Below are 18,483 nucleotides of genomic sequence, written 5' to 3'. Positions count from 1 at the left end.
AGGTCAGACGGGCCCTCAAAGCCTGTCTGACCTGCTCGGTTTTTGGCCGCGCACAGATACCCGTTATCGTTGTGCGGTATGCCTCCGTCCGGATGATCCGGATCGGCGGCTGAAAACTCTCACTAGGACCCGGAGAGAGCAATGCCTCCCAAGAAGAAGAAGGTCACGGGGCTCATCAAGCTCCAGATCCAGGCCGGTGCGGCCAACCCGGCGCCGCCGGTCGGCCCCGCGCTGGGCCAGCACGGCGTCAACATCATGGAGTTCTGCAAGGCCTACAACGCCGCGACCGAGTCGCAGCGTGGCTGGGTGATCCCGGTGGAGATCACGGTCTACGAAGACCGCTCCTTCACCTTCATCACCAAGACCCCGCCGGCCGCGAAGATGATCCTCAAGGCCGCGGGCGTGGAGAAGGGCTCCGGCGAGCCGCACAAGACCAAGGTCGCCAAGATCACCCAGGCGCAGGTCCGCGAGATCGCCACCACGAAGATGCCCGACCTGAACGCCAACGACCTGGACGCCGCGTCGAAGATCATCGCCGGCACCGCCCGTTCCATGGGCATCACGGTCGAGGGCTGACCTCCACCCCGTAGGAAAGACCGTGGCAGGGCCTGCTCGGCCCACACCACGACTCCTCAGAACACACAGGAGCAGTAGTGAGCAAGCGCAGCAAGTCTCTCCGCGCTGCGGACGCCAAGATCGACCGGGACAAGCAGTACGCCCCGCTCGAGGCCGTCCGTCTCGCCAAGGAGACCTCCACGAGCAAGTTCGACGGCACCGTCGAGGTCGCCTTCCGCCTGGGTGTCGACCCGCGCAAGGCCGACCAGATGGTCCGTGGCACCGTGAACCTCCCGCACGGCACCGGTAAGACCGCCCGGGTCCTGGTCTTCGCGACCGGTGACCGTGCCGAGGCAGCGACCGCCGCGGGCGCCGACATCGTCGGCTCCGACGAGCTCATCGACGAGGTGGCGAAGGGCCGTCTGGACTTCGACGCCGTCGTCGCCACCCCGGACCTCATGGGCAAGGTCGGCCGCCTGGGCCGTGTCCTCGGCCCGCGTGGTCTGATGCCGAACCCGAAGACCGGCACCGTGACCCCGGACGTGGCCAAGGCCGTGACCGAGATCAAGGGCGGCAAGATCGAGTTCCGCGTCGACAAGCACTCGAACCTGCACTTCATCATCGGCAAGACCTCGTTCGACGAGACCCAGCTGGTGGAGAACTACGGCGCCGCGCTGGAGGAGATCCTCCGTCTGAAGCCGTCCGCCGCCAAGGGTCGTTACATCCGGAAGGCCGCGATCAGCACGACGATCGGCCCCGGTATCCCGCTCGACCCGAACCGCACCCGCAACCTCCTCGTCGAGGAGGACCCGGCCTCCGTCTGAGCCTGACGCTCACCGGCAGCCGCGTCGCACACGCGATTCCAGGACGGGCCCCGCAACCTTTCGAGGTGCGGGGCCCGTCCCTCTTTGTCAGATGCCCGATTCCGGACCGGGTGTCAGTGCCCTGCGCTAGCGTGCAAGGCACAGGAATCGCATAGGGGGACGAATGAAGAGCACTGCCGTGCGACGCGCGACTGTCTCGATCGCGATGGCCGCCGCGCTGACGGGGGTCGCGGCCTGTAGCGGCTCGGACTCCGACGGGGGTTCGGGCGGGAGCTCGGGCGCAAGCTCCGGAGGGGGCGACAAGGCGGCCGGCAAGGCCAAGACCCAGGCGAACCCGATCGCGGCCCTGCGCACCGTCGAGAAGTCCACCGACAAGGCCGACTCCGCCAAGGTCGAGTCCACCACGACCATGGGCACGATCATGTCCATGGAGGCGGACGGCGCCCTCGGCTGGGCCGACGGCCTCACCGGCACCCTGACGATCACGTACACCGGCGGCACGATGGCCGACCAGATGCGGCAGCTGGGCACCACCTCCATGGAGGCCCGCTATCTGCCGGATGCCTACTACGCGAAGATGGGCGACAAGTTCGCCGAGCAGTCCGGCGGCAAGCACTGGATCAAGTACGCGTACGACGACCTGGCGGACCTCGCCGGCGGATCGGGCGCGTACATGAAGGACCAGATGCAGAACACCACGCCGAACCAGTCGGTGAAGCTCCTGCTGGCCTCCGGGGACGTCAAGAAGGTCGGCGAGGAGAAGGTGCGCGGCGAGAACACCACGCACTACTCGGGCACGGTCGACGTCGCGGACCTCGCGGGCGAGAGCTCGAACCTCAACGCGGACCAACTGGCAGACATGAAGCGCCAGTTGGAGCAGGCCGGAGTCACCACCGAGACCATCGACATATGGGTCAACGACGAGGACCTGCTGGTCAAGAAGGTCGAGAAGGGTGAGCTGGCGACCGGCTCGATGTCCTCCACGGCGTTCTACAGCGACTACGGCGTGAAGATCTCCACCGAGGAACCCCCGGCGGGCGACACCGCCGACTTCAAGGACCTGATGCAGACTCAGCCGGCGGCCTGAGAGCCCTCGTACGGGACGCGGAGGGGCGCCTTCAGGGCGCCCCGGACGTCCCACGGGCCTCAAGGAACTCGGAGGACCGGCCGAGTCCCTCTGGGATACGCTCACGCCCTGTCTGTGAGTCGCTCATCTGTTCCTTGGGGGGAACCATGAAGATTTCTGTGCGCGGATCCGTGCGTCGTAGGACGACCGGTGCGGCACTCGCCGCGCTGGTCCTCGCCGGGGGTGCCGTCGGCTGTTCGAAGGACGGCGCGAGCGAGGAGTCACCGAAGATGACGCCCGCCGCGGCCGTGGCCAAGGCGGCGAAGAACACGGAGGACATCACCTCCATCAGCTACCGGATGACCGGCAGGACCCCTGAGGAGGGGCGCGTCAAGGCCGATGCCCAGATGCGCATGAAGCCGGACGTCGCCATGAGCATGAAGATGACCGCCCTCGACCAGGGCGCGGACGGCACCGCCGAGATCCGCCTCGTCGACAAGGCGATGTACATAGGCGGGGGCGCCGCGGCCGCCAAGGAGATGGACGGCAAGAGCTGGATCAAGTTCGACCTGTCCACGCTGGGGGAGGACGCGCTGGGGGGCGCGGCTCCGGGCGCCGGGACGGCCGACAAGAACCCGGCCCAGGAGTCCACCTTCCTCACCGGTTCCAAGGACGTGAAGAAGGTCGGCACCGAGAAGATCGACGGCGTCGAGACCACCCACTACAAGGGCACGGTCACCCTCGACGAGTTCCGCAAGTCCCTCAAGAGCGAGAGCAAGGCCACCCGTGAGCAGCGGGAGAAGAGCCTTGAGCAGTACGAGAAGATGGGCGTGGACGCGCTCACGATGGACATGTGGATCGACGGCGACGACCGCACCAAGCGGTTCCGCATGAAGGGCGACGCCGACAAGGGCAAGCTCGACATGACCATCACCTTCGTCGACTACAACAAGCCCGTGACGGTCGAGGCGCCGCCCGCCAAGGACGTCATGGACCTCGCCGAGATGATGGGCGACATCGAGAGCTGACCCCGGCGTGGGCCGGCGTACGGCGTCGGCCCACGTACGGATTTGCTTGACAGCGACCCGTTCACGTAACCTTCCACAGAAGCCAAAGACCGCTGGTCGTTGCCGTGTGCTCCTGGAGGGCGCGGTGACCGAAGGATCCGCTGAAACTGCGGACGACCCGCGTAGGTGACTGTGGATGAACTCCCGGGCAGTCCCGTACTTCGTACGGATCCGTTCGGTCGAGTCACGCCCCGTGCGCCTGCGCCGGGGCGTTTCGTTTTCCCAGTCTCCTTCTGAGCGGTCCTCATCACCCGGAAGGAGGCCACGCTTATGGCAAGGCCCGACAAGGCTGCCGCGGTAGCCGAGCTCGCGGACCAGTTCCGCAGCTCGAACGCCGCTGTGCTGACCGAGTACCGGGGTCTCACCGTGGCGCAGCTCAAGACGCTGCGTCGTTCGCTCGGTGAAGACGCCCAGTACGCCGTGGTGAAGAACACGCTGACCAAGATCGCGGCCAACGAGGCCGGGATCTCGACGCTCGACGACCTGTTCAACGGTCCGACGGCGGTTGCCTTCATCTCCGGTGACCCGGTGACGTCGGCGAAGGGTCTTCGTGACTTCGCCAAGGACAACCCCAACCTCGTCATCAAGGGCGGTGTCCTTGACGGCAAGGCGCTGTCCGCCGACGAGATCAAGAAGCTTGCGGACCTCGAGTCCCGCGAGGTTCTGCTCGCCAAGCTGGCGGGTGCCATGAAGGGCAAGCAGACTCAGGCTGCGCAGCTCTTCCAGGCGCTTCCGTCGAAGTTCGTCCGCACTGCGGAGGCGCTTCGCGTCAAGCTCGAAGAGCAGGGCGGTGCCGAGTAATTCGGCTCGCGCATTGACCGCCGCCTGAGGCGACGGTCGTAGCGGGCCGAACGTACGCCCGCCTCACCAGTACATCCGGCACCTGCCGAATTAGTGGAAGGACGCCATCATGGCGAAGCTGTCCCAGGAAGAGCTGCTCGCGCAGTTCGAGTCCCTCACCCTCATCGAGCTCTCCGAGTTCGTGAAGGCCTTCGAGGAGAAGTTCGACGTCACCGCCGCCGCCGCGGTCGCCGTTGCCGGCCCCGCCGGTGCCGCCGCCCCCGCCGAGGCCGAGGCCGAGCAGGACGAGTTCGACGTCATCCTCACGGGTGCCGGCGACAAGAAGATCCAGGTCATCAAGGTCGTGCGTGAGCTGACCTCGCTGGGTCTCAAGGAGGCCAAGGACCTCGTGGACGGCGCTCCGAAGCCGGTCCTCGAGAAGGTCGCCAAGGACGCCGCCGAGAAGGCCGCCGAGTCCCTCAAGGGCGCCGGCGCCTCCGTCGAGGTCAAGTAACACCACGAGCCGCCCGCCGGGGCGCCTGAGGGCGCCCCGCGGCGACGGCTCCAGCGGGCCGACACAGCCGCTCCCGCAGGGGCTGTAACGCTGACGCACCGAAGAGCGATCATCCATCTGGGTGGTCGCTCTTCGGCGTTCGAGGGGGCCGTGCGGCGACTGCCTTGCGCTGTCGGTCGCTACGAGTATGGTGATCTTCGTTCGTGCCTCCGGCCGCCCTGTGACGGGCAGCGAGACAGGTTGCAAGACGGGTTGCAAGTGACGATGGCAGCACCCGGTTCGGGCATGGGGGGCCTTGACGAACCGCACGCAGCGCGCAATTCTCAGGACGCGTCGTCACAACGATCCGGATCCGAGGCATGGATCGGTGGCGAAGAGGGCAGTATCGATGTGCATCGAGGGCGTGGCTTGCAGCAGGGGTTGAGAACAACGAGGGTCTTCAAAAACCCGCACTGGACATCAGTGGGCCTAGTGGCTACACTGACCCTTTGCGCTGCCTGTTAGCTGCCTCCTGCCCGTCACCAGGGGCATGCCCTCGCTTCAGCACTGTGGATTGAACCGATCCTGACCTGGCCTTTTGGCTGATTCAGGAAACGGCTGTCCTGGTGTCCGGCTTGGGACCGGTACGCGCGTAGTGAGTCCGAGCCCTCGGAAGGACCCCCTCTTGGCCGCCTCGCGCACTGCCTCCGCGAATACGAACAACGGCGCCAGCACCGCCCCGCTGCGCATCTCTTTTGCAAAGATCAAGGAGCCCCTCGAGGTTCCGAACCTTCTTGCGCTGCAAACCGAGAGCTTCGACTGGCTGCTCGGAAACGACGCGTGGAAGGCTCGTGTCGAGGCGGCTCTGGACAGCGGACAGGACGTCCCCACCAAGTCCGGTCTGGAGGAGATCTTCGAGGAGATCTCCCCGATCGAGGACTTCTCCGGGTCGATGTCCCTGACTTTCCGCGACCACCGCTTCGAGCCTCCCAAGAACTCGATCGACGAGTGCAAGGAGCGCGACTTCACGTACGCGGCCCCGCTCTTCGTCACGGCCGAGTTCACCAACAACGAGACCGGCGAGATCAAGTCCCAGACGGTCTTCATGGGTGATTTCCCGCTCATGACCAACAAGGGCACCTTCGTCATCAACGGCACCGAGCGTGTCGTCGTGACGCAGCTGGTCCGTTCGCCGGGTGTCTACTTCGACTCCTCCATCGACAAGACGTCCGACAAGGACATCTTCTCGGTCAAGGTCATCCCCTCCCGGGGTGCCTGGCTGGAGATGGAGATCGACAAGCGCGACATGGTCGGTGTCCGCATCGACCGCAAGCGCAAGCAGTCCGTCACCGTTCTCCTGAAGGCTCTCGGTTGGACGACCGAGCAGATCCTCGAGGAGTTCGGCGAGTACGAGTCCATGCGCGCCACCCTGGAGAAGGACCACACCCAGGGCCAGGACGACGCACTGCTCGACATCTACCGCAAGCTGCGTCCGGGCGAGCCCCCGACCCGTGAGGCCGCGCAGACGCTTCTGGAGAACCTCTACTTCAACCCGAAGCGTTACGACCTCGCCAATGTCGGCCGTTACAAGGTCAACAAGAAGCTGGGCAGCGAGGCCCCGCTGGACGCCGGGATCCTGACCGTCGAAGACATCATCGAGACGATCAAGTACCTGGTGAAGCTGCACGCCGGTGAGACCGAGACCGTTGGTCCCAACGGCGCCTCGATCGTCGTCGAGACCGACGACATCGACCACTTCGGCAACCGTCGTCTGCGCAACGTCGGCGAGCTCATCCAGAACCAGGTCCGTACGGGTCTGGCGCGTATGGAGCGTGTCGTCCGTGAGCGGATGACGACTCAGGACGTCGAGGCGATCACGCCGCAGACCCTGATCAACATCCGGCCGGTCGTCGCCTCCATCAAGGAGTTCTTCGGCACCAGCCAGCTGTCGCAGTTCATGGACCAGAACAACCCGCTGTCGGGCCTGACGCACAAGCGTCGTCTCAACGCGCTCGGCCCGGGTGGTCTGTCCCGTGAGCGGGCCGGCTTCGAAGTCCGTGACGTGCACCCCTCGCACTACGGCCGCATGTGTCCGATCGAGACCCCCGAAGGCCCGAACATCGGCCTGATCGGCTCGCTCGCCTCCTACGGCCGGATCAACGCGTTCGGTTTCGTCGAGACGCCGTACCGCAAGGTCGTCGAGGGCCAGGTCACCGACGAGGTCGACTACCTGACAGCCGACGAGGAGGACCGGTTCGTCATCGCGCAGGCCAACGCCTCGCTCAATGACGACATGCGCTTCGACGAGGCCCGTGTCCTGGTCCGCCGTCGTGGCGGCGAGGTCGACTACGTCCCCGGTGACGACGTCGACTACATGGACGTCTCCCCGCGCCAGATGGTGTCCGTCGCGACCGCGATGATCCCCTTCCTGGAGCACGACGACGCCAACCGTGCCCTCATGGGCGCGAACATGATGCGCCAGGCCGTGCCGCTGATCACCGCCGAGGCCCCCCTCGTCGGTACGGGCATGGAGTACCGCTGCGCCGTCGACGCCGGTGACGTCATCAAGGCCGAGAAGGCGGGTGTCGTCCAGGAGGTATCCGCGGACTACATCACCGTCGCCAACGACGACGGCACGTACACCACGTACCGCGTCGCCAAGTTCTCGCGCTCCAACCAGGGCACCTCGGTCAACCAGAAGGTGATCGTGGACGAGGGCGACCGGGTCGTCGAGAACCAGGTTCTCGCCGACGGTCCGGCCACCCAGGAAGGCGAGATGGCGCTGGGCAAGAACCTGCTCGTCGCCTTCATGCCCTGGGAGGGTCACAACTACGAGGACGCGATCATCCTGTCGCAGCGCCTCGTCCAGGACGACGTCCTCTCCTCGATCCACATCGAGGAGCACGAGGTCGACGCCCGTGACACCAAGCTCGGCCCCGAGGAGATCACCCGGGACATCCCGAACGTCTCCGAGGAGGTCCTGGCGGACCTCGACGAGCGCGGCATCATCCGCATCGGTGCCGAGGTCGTCGCCGGCGACATCCTGGTCGGCAAGGTCACGCCCAAGGGTGAGACCGAGCTGACCCCGGAGGAGCGCCTGCTCCGCGCGATCTTCGGTGAGAAGGCGCGCGAGGTGCGCGACACCTCGCTGAAGGTGCCGCACGGCGAGATCGGCAAGGTCATCGGCGTCCGCGTCTTCGACCGTGAAGAGGGCGACGAGCTGCCGCCGGGCGTGAACCAGCTGGTTCGTGTCTACGTGGCGCAGAAGCGCAAGATCACGGACGGTGACAAGCTCGCCGGCCGTCACGGCAACAAGGGTGTCATCTCGAAGATCCTGCCGATCGAGGACATGCCGTTCCTGGAGGACGGCACCCCGGTCGACATCATCCTCAACCCGCTGGGTGTCCCGTCCCGAATGAACCCGGGACAGGTCCTGGAGATCCACCTCGGCTGGCTCGCCAGCCGCGGCTGGGACGTCTCCGGTCTGGCGGACGACTGGGCGCAGCGCCTCCAGGCCATCGAGGCCGACAAGGTCGACCCGGGCACGAACGTCGCCACCCCCGTCTTCGACGGTGCGCGTGAGGACGAGCTGGCCGGTCTGCTGCAGCACACGATTCCGAACCGCGACGGCGAGCGCATGGTGCTCCCCACCGGTAAGGCGCCTCTGTTCGACGGCCGCTCCGGCGAGCCGTTCCCGGAGCCGATCTCGGTCGGCTACATGTACATCCTCAAGCTCCACCACCTGGTCGACGACAAGCTCCACGCCCGCTCGACCGGTCCGTACTCGATGATCACCCAGCAGCCGCTGGGTGGTAAGGCCCAGTTCGGTGGCCAGCGCTTCGGTGAGATGGAGGTGTGGGCGCTCGAGGCTTATGGCGCCGCTTACGCCCTCCAGGAACTGCTGACCATCAAGTCCGACGACGTGACCGGCCGAGTGAAGGTCTACGAGGCCATCGTCAAGGGCGAGAACATCCCCGAGCCCGGCATTCCCGAGTCCTTCAAGGTGCTCATCAAGGAAATGCAGTCGCTCTGCCTCAACGTGGAGGTGCTGTCCTCGGACGGCATGTCCATCGAGATGCGCGACACGGACGAGGACGTCTTCCGCGCCGCGGAGGAGCTCGGTATCGACCTGTCCCGGCGCGAGCCGAGCAGCGTCGAAGAGGTCTGACGGGTCTGGCCGGGGCTCCTTGAACAAGAGCCCCGGCTAACCCCGGACCCCAGTCAGACCAGTGAAGAATCGACCCCGAAAGAGGGATTGACGACAAGTGCTCGACGTCAACTTCTTCGACGAGCTGCGGATCGGCCTTGCTACCGCTGACGACATTCGTCAGTGGTCCCACGGTGAGGTCAAGAAGCCGGAGACCATCAACTACCGCACCCTCAAGCCTGAAAAGGACGGACTCTTCTGCGAGAAGATCTTCGGTCCGACCCGGGACTGGGAGTGCTACTGCGGCAAGTACAAGCGTGTCCGCTTCAAGGGCATCATCTGCGAGCGCTGCGGCGTCGAGGTCACTCGCGCCAAGGTGCGTCGTGAGCGGATGGGCCACATTGAGCTGGCCGCTCCCGTGACCCACATCTGGTACTTCAAGGGCGTTCCGTCGCGGCTGGGCTACCTGCTCGACCTCGCCCCGAAGGACCTCGAGAAGGTCATCTACTTCGCCGCGTACATGATCACGTACGTGGACGACGAGCGTCGTACCCGCGACCTGCCGTCGCTGGAGGCTCACGTCTCCGTCGAGCGTCAGCAGATCGAGAACCGCCGCGACGCCGACCTCGAGACCCGCGCCAAGAAGCTCGAGACCGACCTGGCCGAGCTCGAGGCCGAGGGCGCCAAGGCCGACGTGCGCCGCAAGGTGCGCGAAGGTGCCGAGCGTGAGATGAAGCAGCTGCGGGACCGTTCGCAGCGCGAGATCGACCGTCTCGACGAGGTCTGGACCCGCTTCAAGAACCTCAAGGTCCAGGACCTGGAGGGTGACGAGCTCCTCTACCGCGAGCTGCGTGACCGCTTCGGGACCTACTTCGACGGCTCCATGGGTGCGGCTGCCCTGCAGAAGCGCCTGGAGTCCTTCGACCTGGACGAGGAGGCCGAGCGCCTCCGCGAGATCATCCGTACCGGCAAGGGCCAGAAGAAGACCCGTGCGCTGAAGCGGCTGAAGGTCGTGTCTGCGTTCCTGCAGACCTCCAACAGCCCCAAGGGCATGGTTCTCGACTGCGTCCCGGTCATCCCGCCGGACCTTCGCCCGATGGTGCAGCTGGACGGTGGCCGCTTCGCGACCTCCGACCTGAACGACCTGTACCGCCGTGTGATCAACCGGAACAACCGTCTGAAGCGGCTTCTCGACCTCGGCGCGCCCGAGATCATCGTGAACAACGAGAAGCGCATGCTCCAGGAGGCCGTCGACGCGCTGTTCGACAACGGTCGTCGTGGTCGTCCGGTCACCGGTCCGGGCAACCGCCCGCTGAAGTCCCTGAGCGACATGCTCAAGGGCAAGCAGGGTCGTTTCCGTCAGAACCTGCTCGGCAAGCGCGTGGACTACTCCGCGCGTTCCGTGATCGTCGTCGGTCCGCAGCTGAAGCTGCACCAGTGCGGTCTGCCGAAGGCCATGGCGCTGGAGCTCTTCAAGCCGTTCGTGATGAAGCGCCTGGTCGACCTGAACCACGCGCAGAACATCAAGAGCGCCAAGCGCATGGTCGAGCGCGGCCGCACGGTCGTGTACGACGTCCTGGAAGAGGTCATCGCCGAGCACCCGGTTCTGCTGAACCGTGCGCCGACGCTGCACCGCCTCGGCATCCAGGCCTTCGAGCCGCAGCTGGTCGAGGGCAAGGCCATCCAGATCCACCCGCTCGTCTGCACCGCGTTCAACGCGGACTTCGACGGTGACCAGATGGCCGTGCACCTGCCGCTCTCCGCGGAGGCGCAGGCCGAGGCCCGCATCCTGATGCTGTCCTCGAACAACATCCTCAAGCCCGCGGACGGCCGTCCGGTGACGATGCCGACCCAGGACATGGTCCTCGGTCTGTTCTTCCTCACCACCGACGGCGAGCTGCGGGACGTCAAGGGCGAGGGCCGGTCCTTCGGCTCCGCGGCCGAGGCGATCATGGCGTTCGACGCCGGTGACCTCTCGCTGCAGTCGCGCGTGGACATCCGCTTCCCGGTGGGCACCATCCCGCCGCGCGGCTGGACCCCGCCGGCTCAGGAGGAGGGCGACCCGGAGTGGCAGCAGGGTGACACCTTCCGCCTGAACACCACCCTGGGCCGCGCGCTCTTCAACGAGCTGCTGCCCGAGGACTACCCGTTCGTCGACTACGAGGTCGGCAAGAAGCAGCTCTCCGAGATCGTCAACGACCTCGCCGAGCGCTACCCCAAGGTCATCGTGGCGGCGACGCTCGACAACCTGAAGGCGGCCGGCTTCTACTGGGCGACCCGTTCCGGCGTCACCGTGGCCATCTCCGACATCGTCGTTCCCGACGCGAAGCGCGCGATCGTCAAGGGCTACGAGGACCAGGACGAGAAGGTCCAGAAGCAGTACGAGCGTGGTCTGATCACCAAGGACGAGCGCACGCAGGAGCTCATCGCGATCTGGACCAAGGCGACCAACGAGGTTGCCGAGGCGATGAACGCGAACTTCCCGAAGACCAACCCGGTCTCGATGATGGTCAACTCGGGCGCTCGCGGAAACATGATGCAGATGCGTCAGATCGCCGGTATGCGTGGTCTGGTGTCGAACGCCAAGAACGAGACGATCCCGCGTCCCATCAAGGCGTCCTTCCGTGAGGGCCTGTCCGTCCTGGAGTACTTCATCTCCACGCACGGTGCCCGTAAGGGTCTGGCTGACACCGCCCTGCGTACCGCCGACTCGGGTTACCTCACCCGTCGTCTGGTGGACGTCTCGCAGGACGTCATCATTCGCGAGGAGGACTGCGGCACCGACCGCGGTCTGCGTCTGGCGATCGCCGAGCGGGGTTCCGACGGAGTCCTGCGCAAGACGGAGAACGTCGAGACCAGCGTGTACGCACGTGCGCTGGCCGAGGACATCACCGTCGACGGCAAGGTGCTGGCCCCGGCCAACACCGACCTGGGCGACGTCCTCATCGACGAGCTCGTCAAGTACGGCATCGAGGAGGTCAAGACCCGTTCGGTCCTGACCTGCGAGTCCGCCGTCGGTACCTGCGCCATGTGCTACGGCCGTTCGCTGGCCACCGGCAAGCTGGTCGACATCGGTGAGGCGGTCGGCATCATCGCCGCCCAGTCCATCGGTGAGCCCGGCACGCAGCTGACGATGCGTACCTTCCACACCGGTGGTGTGGCCGGTGACGACATCACCCAGGGTCTGCCCCGTGTCGTCGAGCTCTTCGAGGCTCGTACGCCGAAGGGTGTCGCCCCGATCTCCGAGGCCTCCGGCCGCGTGCGGATCGAGGAGACCGAGAAGACCAAGAAGCTCGTCGTCACCCCCGACGACGGCAGCGACGAGACGGCGTTCCCGATCTCGAAGCGTGCCCGTCTGCTGGTGGGCGAGGGCGACCACGTCGAGGTGGGCCAGAAGCTCACCGTGGGTGCCACCAACCCGCACGACGTGCTGCGCATCCTGGGTCAGCGTGCCGTCCAGGTCCACCTGGTCGGCGAAGTCCAGCGGGTCTACAACTCGCAGGGCGTGTCGATCCACGACAAGCACATCGAGATCATCATCCGGCAGATGCTCCGCCGTGTGACGATCATCGAGTCGGGCGACGCGGAGCTGCTGCCCGGCGAGCTCGTCGAGCGGTCGAAGTTCGAGACCGAGAACCGTCGTGTGGTCCAGGAAGGCGGCCACCCGGCCTCCGGCCGTCCGCAGCTGATGGGTATCACCAAGGCGTCGCTGGCCACCGAGTCGTGGCTGTCGGCGGCGTCCTTCCAGGAGACGACCAGGGTTCTGACGGACGCGGCGATCAACGCCAAGTCCGACTCCCTGATCGGCCTCAAGGAGAACGTCATCATCGGTAAGCTCATCCCGGCCGGTACGGGCCTGTCCCGCTACCGCAACATCCGGGTCGAGCCGACCGAGGAGGCCAAGGCCGCGATGTACTCGGCCGTCGGCTACGACGACATCGACTACTCGCCGTTCGGCACGGGCTCCGGCCAGGCCGTTCCGCTGGAGGACTACGACTACGGTCCGTACAACCAGTAAGCGGGTTGCTTGAGTTGAAGGGCGGTCACCCTCCGGGGTGGCCGCCCTTCGGCTTTTCCGTGACGGGAACCTATGCCGGAAATGCCGCGTTGGAGCATGATGGAAGCCCAGTCTTTCGGGGGGAGGTGCTCCCGTGTCGTACCCGTCGTGGCAGCCCGGGGAGGGGCCGAAGGATCCGCAGGCCCGGCCGGGGCCGGGTGGTGTGCCGTCGTGGCGTGGGCAGGGCGCTCAGCCGCCCGTCTGGTACGGGCAGGGCGGTCCTCCGCAGCCCGGGTACGCGGACGGCAGTCATTCGATGCTCGCCTCGCACGCGGACCGGGAGCGGGCCGTCGACGTGCTCAGAGCCGGCTTCGGCGAGGGACGCATGGAGCAGGCCGAGTTCGAGAAGCGCGTGGCGCGGGCCTACGCGGCCCGTACGGTGGGCGAGCTGGCCCTTCTGGTGGCCGACCTGCCCCAGGGGCCCGTACCGCTCCCGGCGGCCGTAGGAGCCGTGCCACGGACGTTCCTGCCCCTTCCCGTGCCGAAGACGAACGAGAAGGCGATCGGGTCGGCGATCTGCGGCGGGCTGTGCCTGGTGACCTTCGGGCTCACCGGTCTTCCCGCGGTGATTCTCGGCCATTCCGCGCGCTCCGAGATCCGGCGCAGGGGCGAGGGCGGTGACGGTCTGGCGCTCACCGGGCTCGTCATCGGATGGCTGGCCACGGCCAGCTGGACCCTGGTGGTGACGCTGCTGCTCATCGCCGCGCTGACGACCGGATGAAGATCACGGACGGCTTGGCGGGTTGGCATGGTCCGCTCACGGATGGTAGTGCGGCCCATTTGTTTTGACCGCAGCGTATGAGGTAGGTACGCTCAGACCTTGTGCCTGGGGTGTGCCCTGGCTCCCGTGCGTGCCTTCAAACCGCAAGGGGAGTCGTAAGCGGCCACCGTAAATCTGCGCCCTTCTCGCCTCACGGCGAGAGTCTGCAGGATTCGACACACCCGACCGCGTGGGTCGGCGATGTTCCAGGTTAGCTTCACCATTCGGCACACAGAAACCGGAGAAGTAGTGCCTACGATCCAGCAGCTGGTCCGGAAGGGCCGGCAGGACAAGGTCGAGAAGAACAAGACGCCCGCACTCGAGGGTTCGCCCCAGCGTCGCGGCGTCTGCACGCGTGTGTTCACGACCACCCCGAAGAAGCCGAACTCGGCCCTGCGTAAGGTCGCGCGTGTGCGTCTGACCAGCGGGATCGAAGTCACCGCTTACATTCCGGGTGAGGGACACAACCTGCAGGAGCACTCCATCGTGCTCGTGCGTGGTGGCCGTGTGAAGGACCTGCCGGGTGTTCGCTACAAGATCATCCGAGGTTCCCTGGACACCCAGGGTGTCAAGAACCGCAAGCAGGCCCGCAGCCGCTACGGCGCCAAGAAGGAGAAGTAGAAATGCCTCGTAAGGGCCCCGCCCCGAAGCGCCCGGTCATCATCGACCCGGTCTACGGTTCTCCTCTTGTCACGTCGCTCATCAACAAGGTGCTGCTGAACGGCAAGCGCTCCACCGCCGAGCGCATCGTCTACGGCGCCATGGAGGGCCTGCGCGAGAAGACCGGCAACGACCCGGTCATCACGCTCAAGCGCGCTCTTGAGAACATCAAGCCGACCCTCGAGGTCAAGTCCCGCCGTGTCGGTGGCGCCACCTACCAGGTGCCGGTCGAGGTCAAGCCCGGCCGCGCGAGCACCCTGGCGCTGCGCTGGCTGGTCGGTTACTCCCGCGCCCGTCGCGAGAAGACCATGACCGAGCGTCTGCTCAACGAGCTTCTCGACGCCTCCAACGGCCTTGGTGCCGCTGTGAAGAAGCGCGAGGACACCCACAAGATGGCCGAGTCCAACAAGGCCTTCGCGCACTACCGCTGGTAGTCGCTACCCCCATCGAGACCGAGAGAAGACCGAAGCCTTATGGCTACCACTTCACTTGACCTGGCCAAGGTCCGCAACATCGGGATCATGGCCCACATCGACGCGGGTAAGACGACCACCACCGAGCGGATCCTCTTCTACACCGGCGTCAGCTACAAGATCGGTGAAGTCCACGACGGCGCTGCCACCATGGACTGGATGGAGCAGGAGCAGGAGCGTGGCATCACGATCACCTCTGCTGCTACCACCTGTCATTGGCCGCTTGAGGACAACGACTACACGATCAACATCATCGACACCCCGGGTCACGTCGACTTCACGGTCGAGGTGGAGCGTTCGCTCCGCGTCCTCGACGGTGCCGTCACCGTGTTCGACGGTGTCGCGGGTGTCGAGCCGCAGTCCGAGACGGTGTGGCGTCAGGCCGACCGTTACGGCGTGCCGCGCATCTGCTTCGTGAACAAGCTCGACCGGACCGGCGCGGAGTTCCACCGCTGCGTCGACATGATCAGCGGCCGCCTCGGCGCGCAGCCGATCGTCATGCAGCTCCCGATCGGTGCCGAGGCCGACTTCAAGGGCGTCGTCGACCTGGTCACGATGAAGGCTCTCGTGTGGTCCGCCGAGGCGGAGAAGGGCGAGATGTACGACGTCGTCGACATCCCGGCCACCCACACCGAGGCTGCCGAGGAGTACCGCGGCAAGCTCGTCGAGACGGTCGCCGAGAACGACGACGAGATCATGGAGCTGTACCTGGAGGGCAAGGAGCCTTCCGTGGAGCAGCTGTACGCCGCGATCCGCCGTATCACCATCGCGTCCGGCAAGTCCGAGGGCACCACGGTCACCCCGGTGTTCTGTGGCACCGCGTTCAAGAACAAGGGCGTTCAGCCCCTGCTCGACGCGGTCGTGCGCTACCTGCCGACCCCGCTTGACGTCGAGGCCATCGAGGGCCACGACGTGAAGGACCCCGAGGTCGTCATCCAGCGCAAGCCGTCCGTGGACGAGCCGCTGTCCGCCCTCGCGTTCAAGATCATGAGCGACCCGCACCTGGGCAAGCTCACCTTCGTCCGGGTCTACTCGGGCCGCCTGGTGTCCGGCACTGCCGTGCTGAACTCCGTCAAGGGCAAGAAGGAGCGCATCGGCAAGATCTACCGCATGCACGCGAACAAGCGTGAGGAGATCGAGGCGGTGGGCGCCGGCGACATCGTCGCCGTGATGGGCCTGAAGCAGACCACCACCGGTGAGACGCTCAGTGACGACAAGCACCCGGTCATCCTGGAGTCCATGGACTTCCCGGCGCCGGTCATCCAGGTCGCCATCGAGCCCAAGTCCAAGGGTGACCAGGAGAAGCTGGGTGTAGCCATCCAGCGTCTCGCGGAGGAGGACCCCTCCTTCCAGGTTCACTCGGACGAGGAGACCGGCCAGACCATCATCGGTGGTATGGGCGAGCTGCACCTCGAGGTGCTGGTCGACCGTATGCGCCGTGAGTTCAGGGTCGAGGCCAACGTCGGTAAGCCGCAGGTCGCGTACCGTGAGACGATCCGCAAGGCCGTCGAGCGTCACGACTACACCCACAAGAAGCAGACCGGTGGTACCGGTCAGTTCGCCAAGGTGCAGATCGCGATCGAGCCCATCACCGAGACCGATGGTCCGGCGTACGAGTTCGTGAACAAGGTCACCGGTGGCCGTATCCCGCGGGAGTACATCCCGTCGGTGGACGCCGGTGCGCAGGAGGCCATGCAGTTCGGCATCCTGGCCGGCTACGAGATGACGGGCGTCCGCGTCATTCTTCTCGACGGTGGCTACCACGAGGTCGACTCCTCCGAGCTCGCCTTCAAGATCGCCGGCTCGCAGGCGTTCAAGGAGGCCGCTCGCAAGGCCAGCCCCGTGCTGCTCGAGCCGATGATGGCCGTCGAGGTCACCACGCCCGAGGAGTCGATGGGTGATGTCATCGGCGACCTCAACTCCCGCCGTGGCCAGATCCAGGCCATGGAGGAGCGCAGCGGCGCCCGTGTCGTGAAGGGCCTCGTGCCCCTCTCGGAGATGTTCGGCTACGTCGGCGACCTCCGCAGCAAGACCTCGGGTCGCGCAAGCTACTCGATGCAGTTCGACTCCTACGCCGAGGTTCCCCGGAACGTCGCCGAGGAGATCATCGCGAAGGCCAAGGGCGAGTAACGCACACCGTTTGCACGCTTTAGGCTTGACACCGACCGACGGGATTCATCCGGAAACGGAAATCCCGGCGGGCGGCATCCCAGCAAAGATCACCCTGGCGCCGATGAGTAAGGCGTACCAGAACCACTCCACAGGAGGACCCAGTGGCGAAGGCGAAGTTCGAGCGGACTAAGCCGCACGTCAACATCGGCACCATCGGTCACATCGACCACGGTAAGACGACCCTCACGGCCGCCATTACCAAGGTGCTGCATGACGCGTACCCGGACCTGAACGAGGCCTCGGCCTTCGACCAGATCGACAAGGCTCCTGAGGAGCGCCAGCGCGGTATCACGATCTCCATCGCGCACGTCGAGTACCAGACGGAGACGCGTCACTACGCGCACGTCGACTGCCCGGGTCACGCGGACTACATCAAGAACATGATCACCGGTGCTGCCCAGATGGACGGCGCCATCCTCGTGGTCGCCGCCACCGACGGCCCGATGCCGCAGACCAAGGAGCACGTGCTCCTGGCCCGCCAGGTCGGCGTTCCGTACATCGTTGTCGCGCTGAACAAGGCCGACATGGTGGACGACGAGGAGATCCTGGAGCTCGTCGAGCTCGAGGTCCGTGAGCTGCTCTCCGAGTACGAGTTCCCGGGCGACGACCTTCCGGTCGTCAAGGTCTCGGCGCTCAAGGCTCTTGAGGGCGACAAGGAGTGGGGCCAGTCCGTCCTCGACCTGATGAAGGCCGTCGACGAGTCGATCCCGCAGCCCGAGCGTGACGTCGACAAGCCGTTCCTCATGCCGATCGAGGACGTCTTCACGATCACCGGTCGTGGCACCGTCGTCACCGGTCGTATCGAGCGTGGTGTCCTCAAGGTCAACGAGACCGTCGACATCGTCGGCATCAAGACCGAGAAGACCACCACCACGGTCACGGGCATCGAGATGTTCCGCAAGCTGCTCGACGAGGGCCAGGCCGGTGAGAACGTCGGTCTGCTTCTTCGTGGCATCAAGCGCGAGGACGTCGAGCGCGGCCAGGTCATCATCAAGCCCGGCTCGGTCACCCCGCACACGGAGTTCGAGGCCCAGGCGTACATCCTGTCCAAGGACGAGGGTGGCCGTCACACGCCGTTCTTCAACAACTACCGTCCCCAGTTCTACTTCCGCACGACGGACGTGACTGGTGTGGTGACCCTCCCCGAGGGCACCGAGATGGTCATGCCGGGCGACAACACTGAGATGACCGTTGAGCTCATCCAGCCCGTCGCCATGGAGGAGGGCCTGAAGTTCGCCATCCGTGAGGGTGGCCGGACCGTGGGCGCCGGCCAGGTCACCAAGATCAACAAGTAAGCCTCGCTTACCTGTTGGGCTTGAACGCCTGGTAGCTCCAGCATCGCTGAGCTCCTTGAAGGGGCCCGTACGACTTCGGTCGTGCGGGCCCCTTCGCCTTTTCCGGCAGGCCCGCCGGGGCCGTCCCGTAACGC

13 protein-coding genes are annotated in these 18,483 nt (G+C 65.8%); all 13 read left to right on the top strand.

The window, feature by feature from the left end; genetic code table 11:
- Positions 1–141: 141 nt before the first annotated feature.
- The gene (rplK, locus tag ACN20J_RS20835) at positions 142–576 is read left to right on the top strand and encodes a 50S ribosomal protein L11 (protein WP_030359033.1); all 435 of its coding nucleotides are present in this window, start codon (positions 142–144) and stop codon (positions 574–576) included.
- A gap of 77 nt (positions 577–653) precedes the next feature.
- Positions 654–1,379, top strand: a complete 726-nt coding sequence (gene rplA, locus ACN20J_RS20830; RefSeq protein WP_189844519.1) for a 50S ribosomal protein L1 — start codon at positions 654–656, stop codon at positions 1,377–1,379.
- Positions 1,380–1,542: 163 nt separating this feature from the next.
- Positions 1,543–2,466, top strand: coding sequence for a hypothetical protein (locus tag ACN20J_RS20825; RefSeq protein WP_419666502.1), 924 nt, complete (start codon positions 1,543–1,545; stop codon positions 2,464–2,466).
- 146 nt (positions 2,467–2,612) lie between these two features.
- A complete protein-coding gene (locus tag ACN20J_RS20820; RefSeq protein WP_419666501.1) occupies positions 2,613–3,473 on the top strand; it encodes a DUF1396 domain-containing protein in 861 nt (286 codons plus the stop codon).
- 309 nt (positions 3,474–3,782) lie between these two features.
- Positions 3,783–4,313 (top strand): 50S ribosomal protein L10, encoded by a 531-nt coding sequence (gene rplJ, locus ACN20J_RS20815; protein ID WP_055610505.1) that lies wholly within the window; start codon positions 3,783–3,785, stop codon positions 4,311–4,313.
- Positions 4,314–4,422: 109 nt separating this feature from the next.
- Entirely contained in the window at positions 4,423–4,806 is a 384-nt protein-coding gene (gene rplL, locus ACN20J_RS20810; protein WP_143642864.1) for a 50S ribosomal protein L7/L12, read from the top strand.
- Positions 4,807–5,470: 664 nt separating this feature from the next.
- Positions 5,471–8,953: a DNA-directed RNA polymerase subunit beta gene (gene rpoB, locus ACN20J_RS20805; RefSeq protein WP_189844516.1), complete on the top strand. Its 3,483-nt coding sequence runs from the start codon at positions 5,471–5,473 to the stop codon at positions 8,951–8,953.
- 97 nt (positions 8,954–9,050) lie between these two features.
- On the top strand, positions 9,051–12,950 hold the full coding sequence (locus tag ACN20J_RS20800) for a DNA-directed RNA polymerase subunit beta' (RefSeq protein ID WP_055610508.1): 3,900 nt from the start codon (positions 9,051–9,053) through the stop codon (positions 12,948–12,950).
- A gap of 133 nt (positions 12,951–13,083) precedes the next feature.
- Entirely contained in the window at positions 13,084–13,710 is a 627-nt protein-coding gene (locus tag ACN20J_RS20795) for a DUF1707 and DUF4190 domain-containing protein (RefSeq protein WP_419666500.1), read from the top strand.
- Positions 13,711–13,998: 288 nt separating this feature from the next.
- Complete coding sequence (rpsL, locus tag ACN20J_RS20790; protein WP_003948652.1) at positions 13,999–14,370, top strand: 30S ribosomal protein S12; 372 nt, start codon at positions 13,999–14,001, stop codon at positions 14,368–14,370.
- Between the two features lie 2 nt (positions 14,371–14,372).
- Positions 14,373–14,843 (top strand): 30S ribosomal protein S7, encoded by a 471-nt coding sequence (gene rpsG, locus ACN20J_RS20785; RefSeq protein ID WP_030345396.1) that lies wholly within the window; start codon positions 14,373–14,375, stop codon positions 14,841–14,843.
- A gap of 39 nt (positions 14,844–14,882) precedes the next feature.
- Complete coding sequence (fusA, locus tag ACN20J_RS20780) at positions 14,883–17,012, top strand: elongation factor G (protein ID WP_189844510.1); 2,130 nt, start codon at positions 14,883–14,885, stop codon at positions 17,010–17,012.
- Between the two features lie 143 nt (positions 17,013–17,155).
- Positions 17,156–18,349, top strand: a complete 1,194-nt coding sequence (tuf, locus tag ACN20J_RS20775) for an elongation factor Tu (RefSeq protein ID WP_055610510.1) — start codon at positions 17,156–17,158, stop codon at positions 18,347–18,349.
- The last annotated feature ends 134 nt before the right edge of the window (positions 18,350–18,483 follow it).

It is taken from the genome of Streptomyces sp. 2-1 (assembly GCF_048564895.1).
Classification (GTDB): Bacteria; Actinomycetota; Actinomycetes; order Streptomycetales; family Streptomycetaceae; genus Streptomyces; species Streptomyces phaeochromogenes.
This window is presented reverse-complemented; position numbering and strand designations above follow the sequence as displayed.

Excerpts from the sequence above, each read along its gene's own strand:
- rplK (WP_030359033.1), top strand. The coding sequence starts at position 142 with ATGCCTCCCAAGAAGAAGAAGGTCACGGGGCTCATCAAGCTCCAGATC.
- ACN20J_RS20825 (WP_419666502.1), top strand. The coding sequence starts at position 1,543 with ATGAAGAGCACTGCCGTGCGACGCGCGACTGTCTCGATCGCGATGGCC.
- ACN20J_RS20820 (WP_419666501.1), top strand. The coding sequence starts at position 2,613 with ATGAAGATTTCTGTGCGCGGATCCGTGCGTCGTAGGACGACCGGTGCG.
- rplJ (WP_055610505.1), top strand. The coding sequence starts at position 3,783 with ATGGCAAGGCCCGACAAGGCTGCCGCGGTAGCCGAGCTCGCGGACCAG.
- rplL (WP_143642864.1), top strand. The coding sequence starts at position 4,423 with ATGGCGAAGCTGTCCCAGGAAGAGCTGCTCGCGCAGTTCGAGTCCCTC.
- rpsG (WP_030345396.1), top strand. The coding sequence starts at position 14,373 with ATGCCTCGTAAGGGCCCCGCCCCGAAGCGCCCGGTCATCATCGACCCG.
- fusA (WP_189844510.1), top strand. The coding sequence starts at position 14,883 with ATGGCTACCACTTCACTTGACCTGGCCAAGGTCCGCAACATCGGGATC.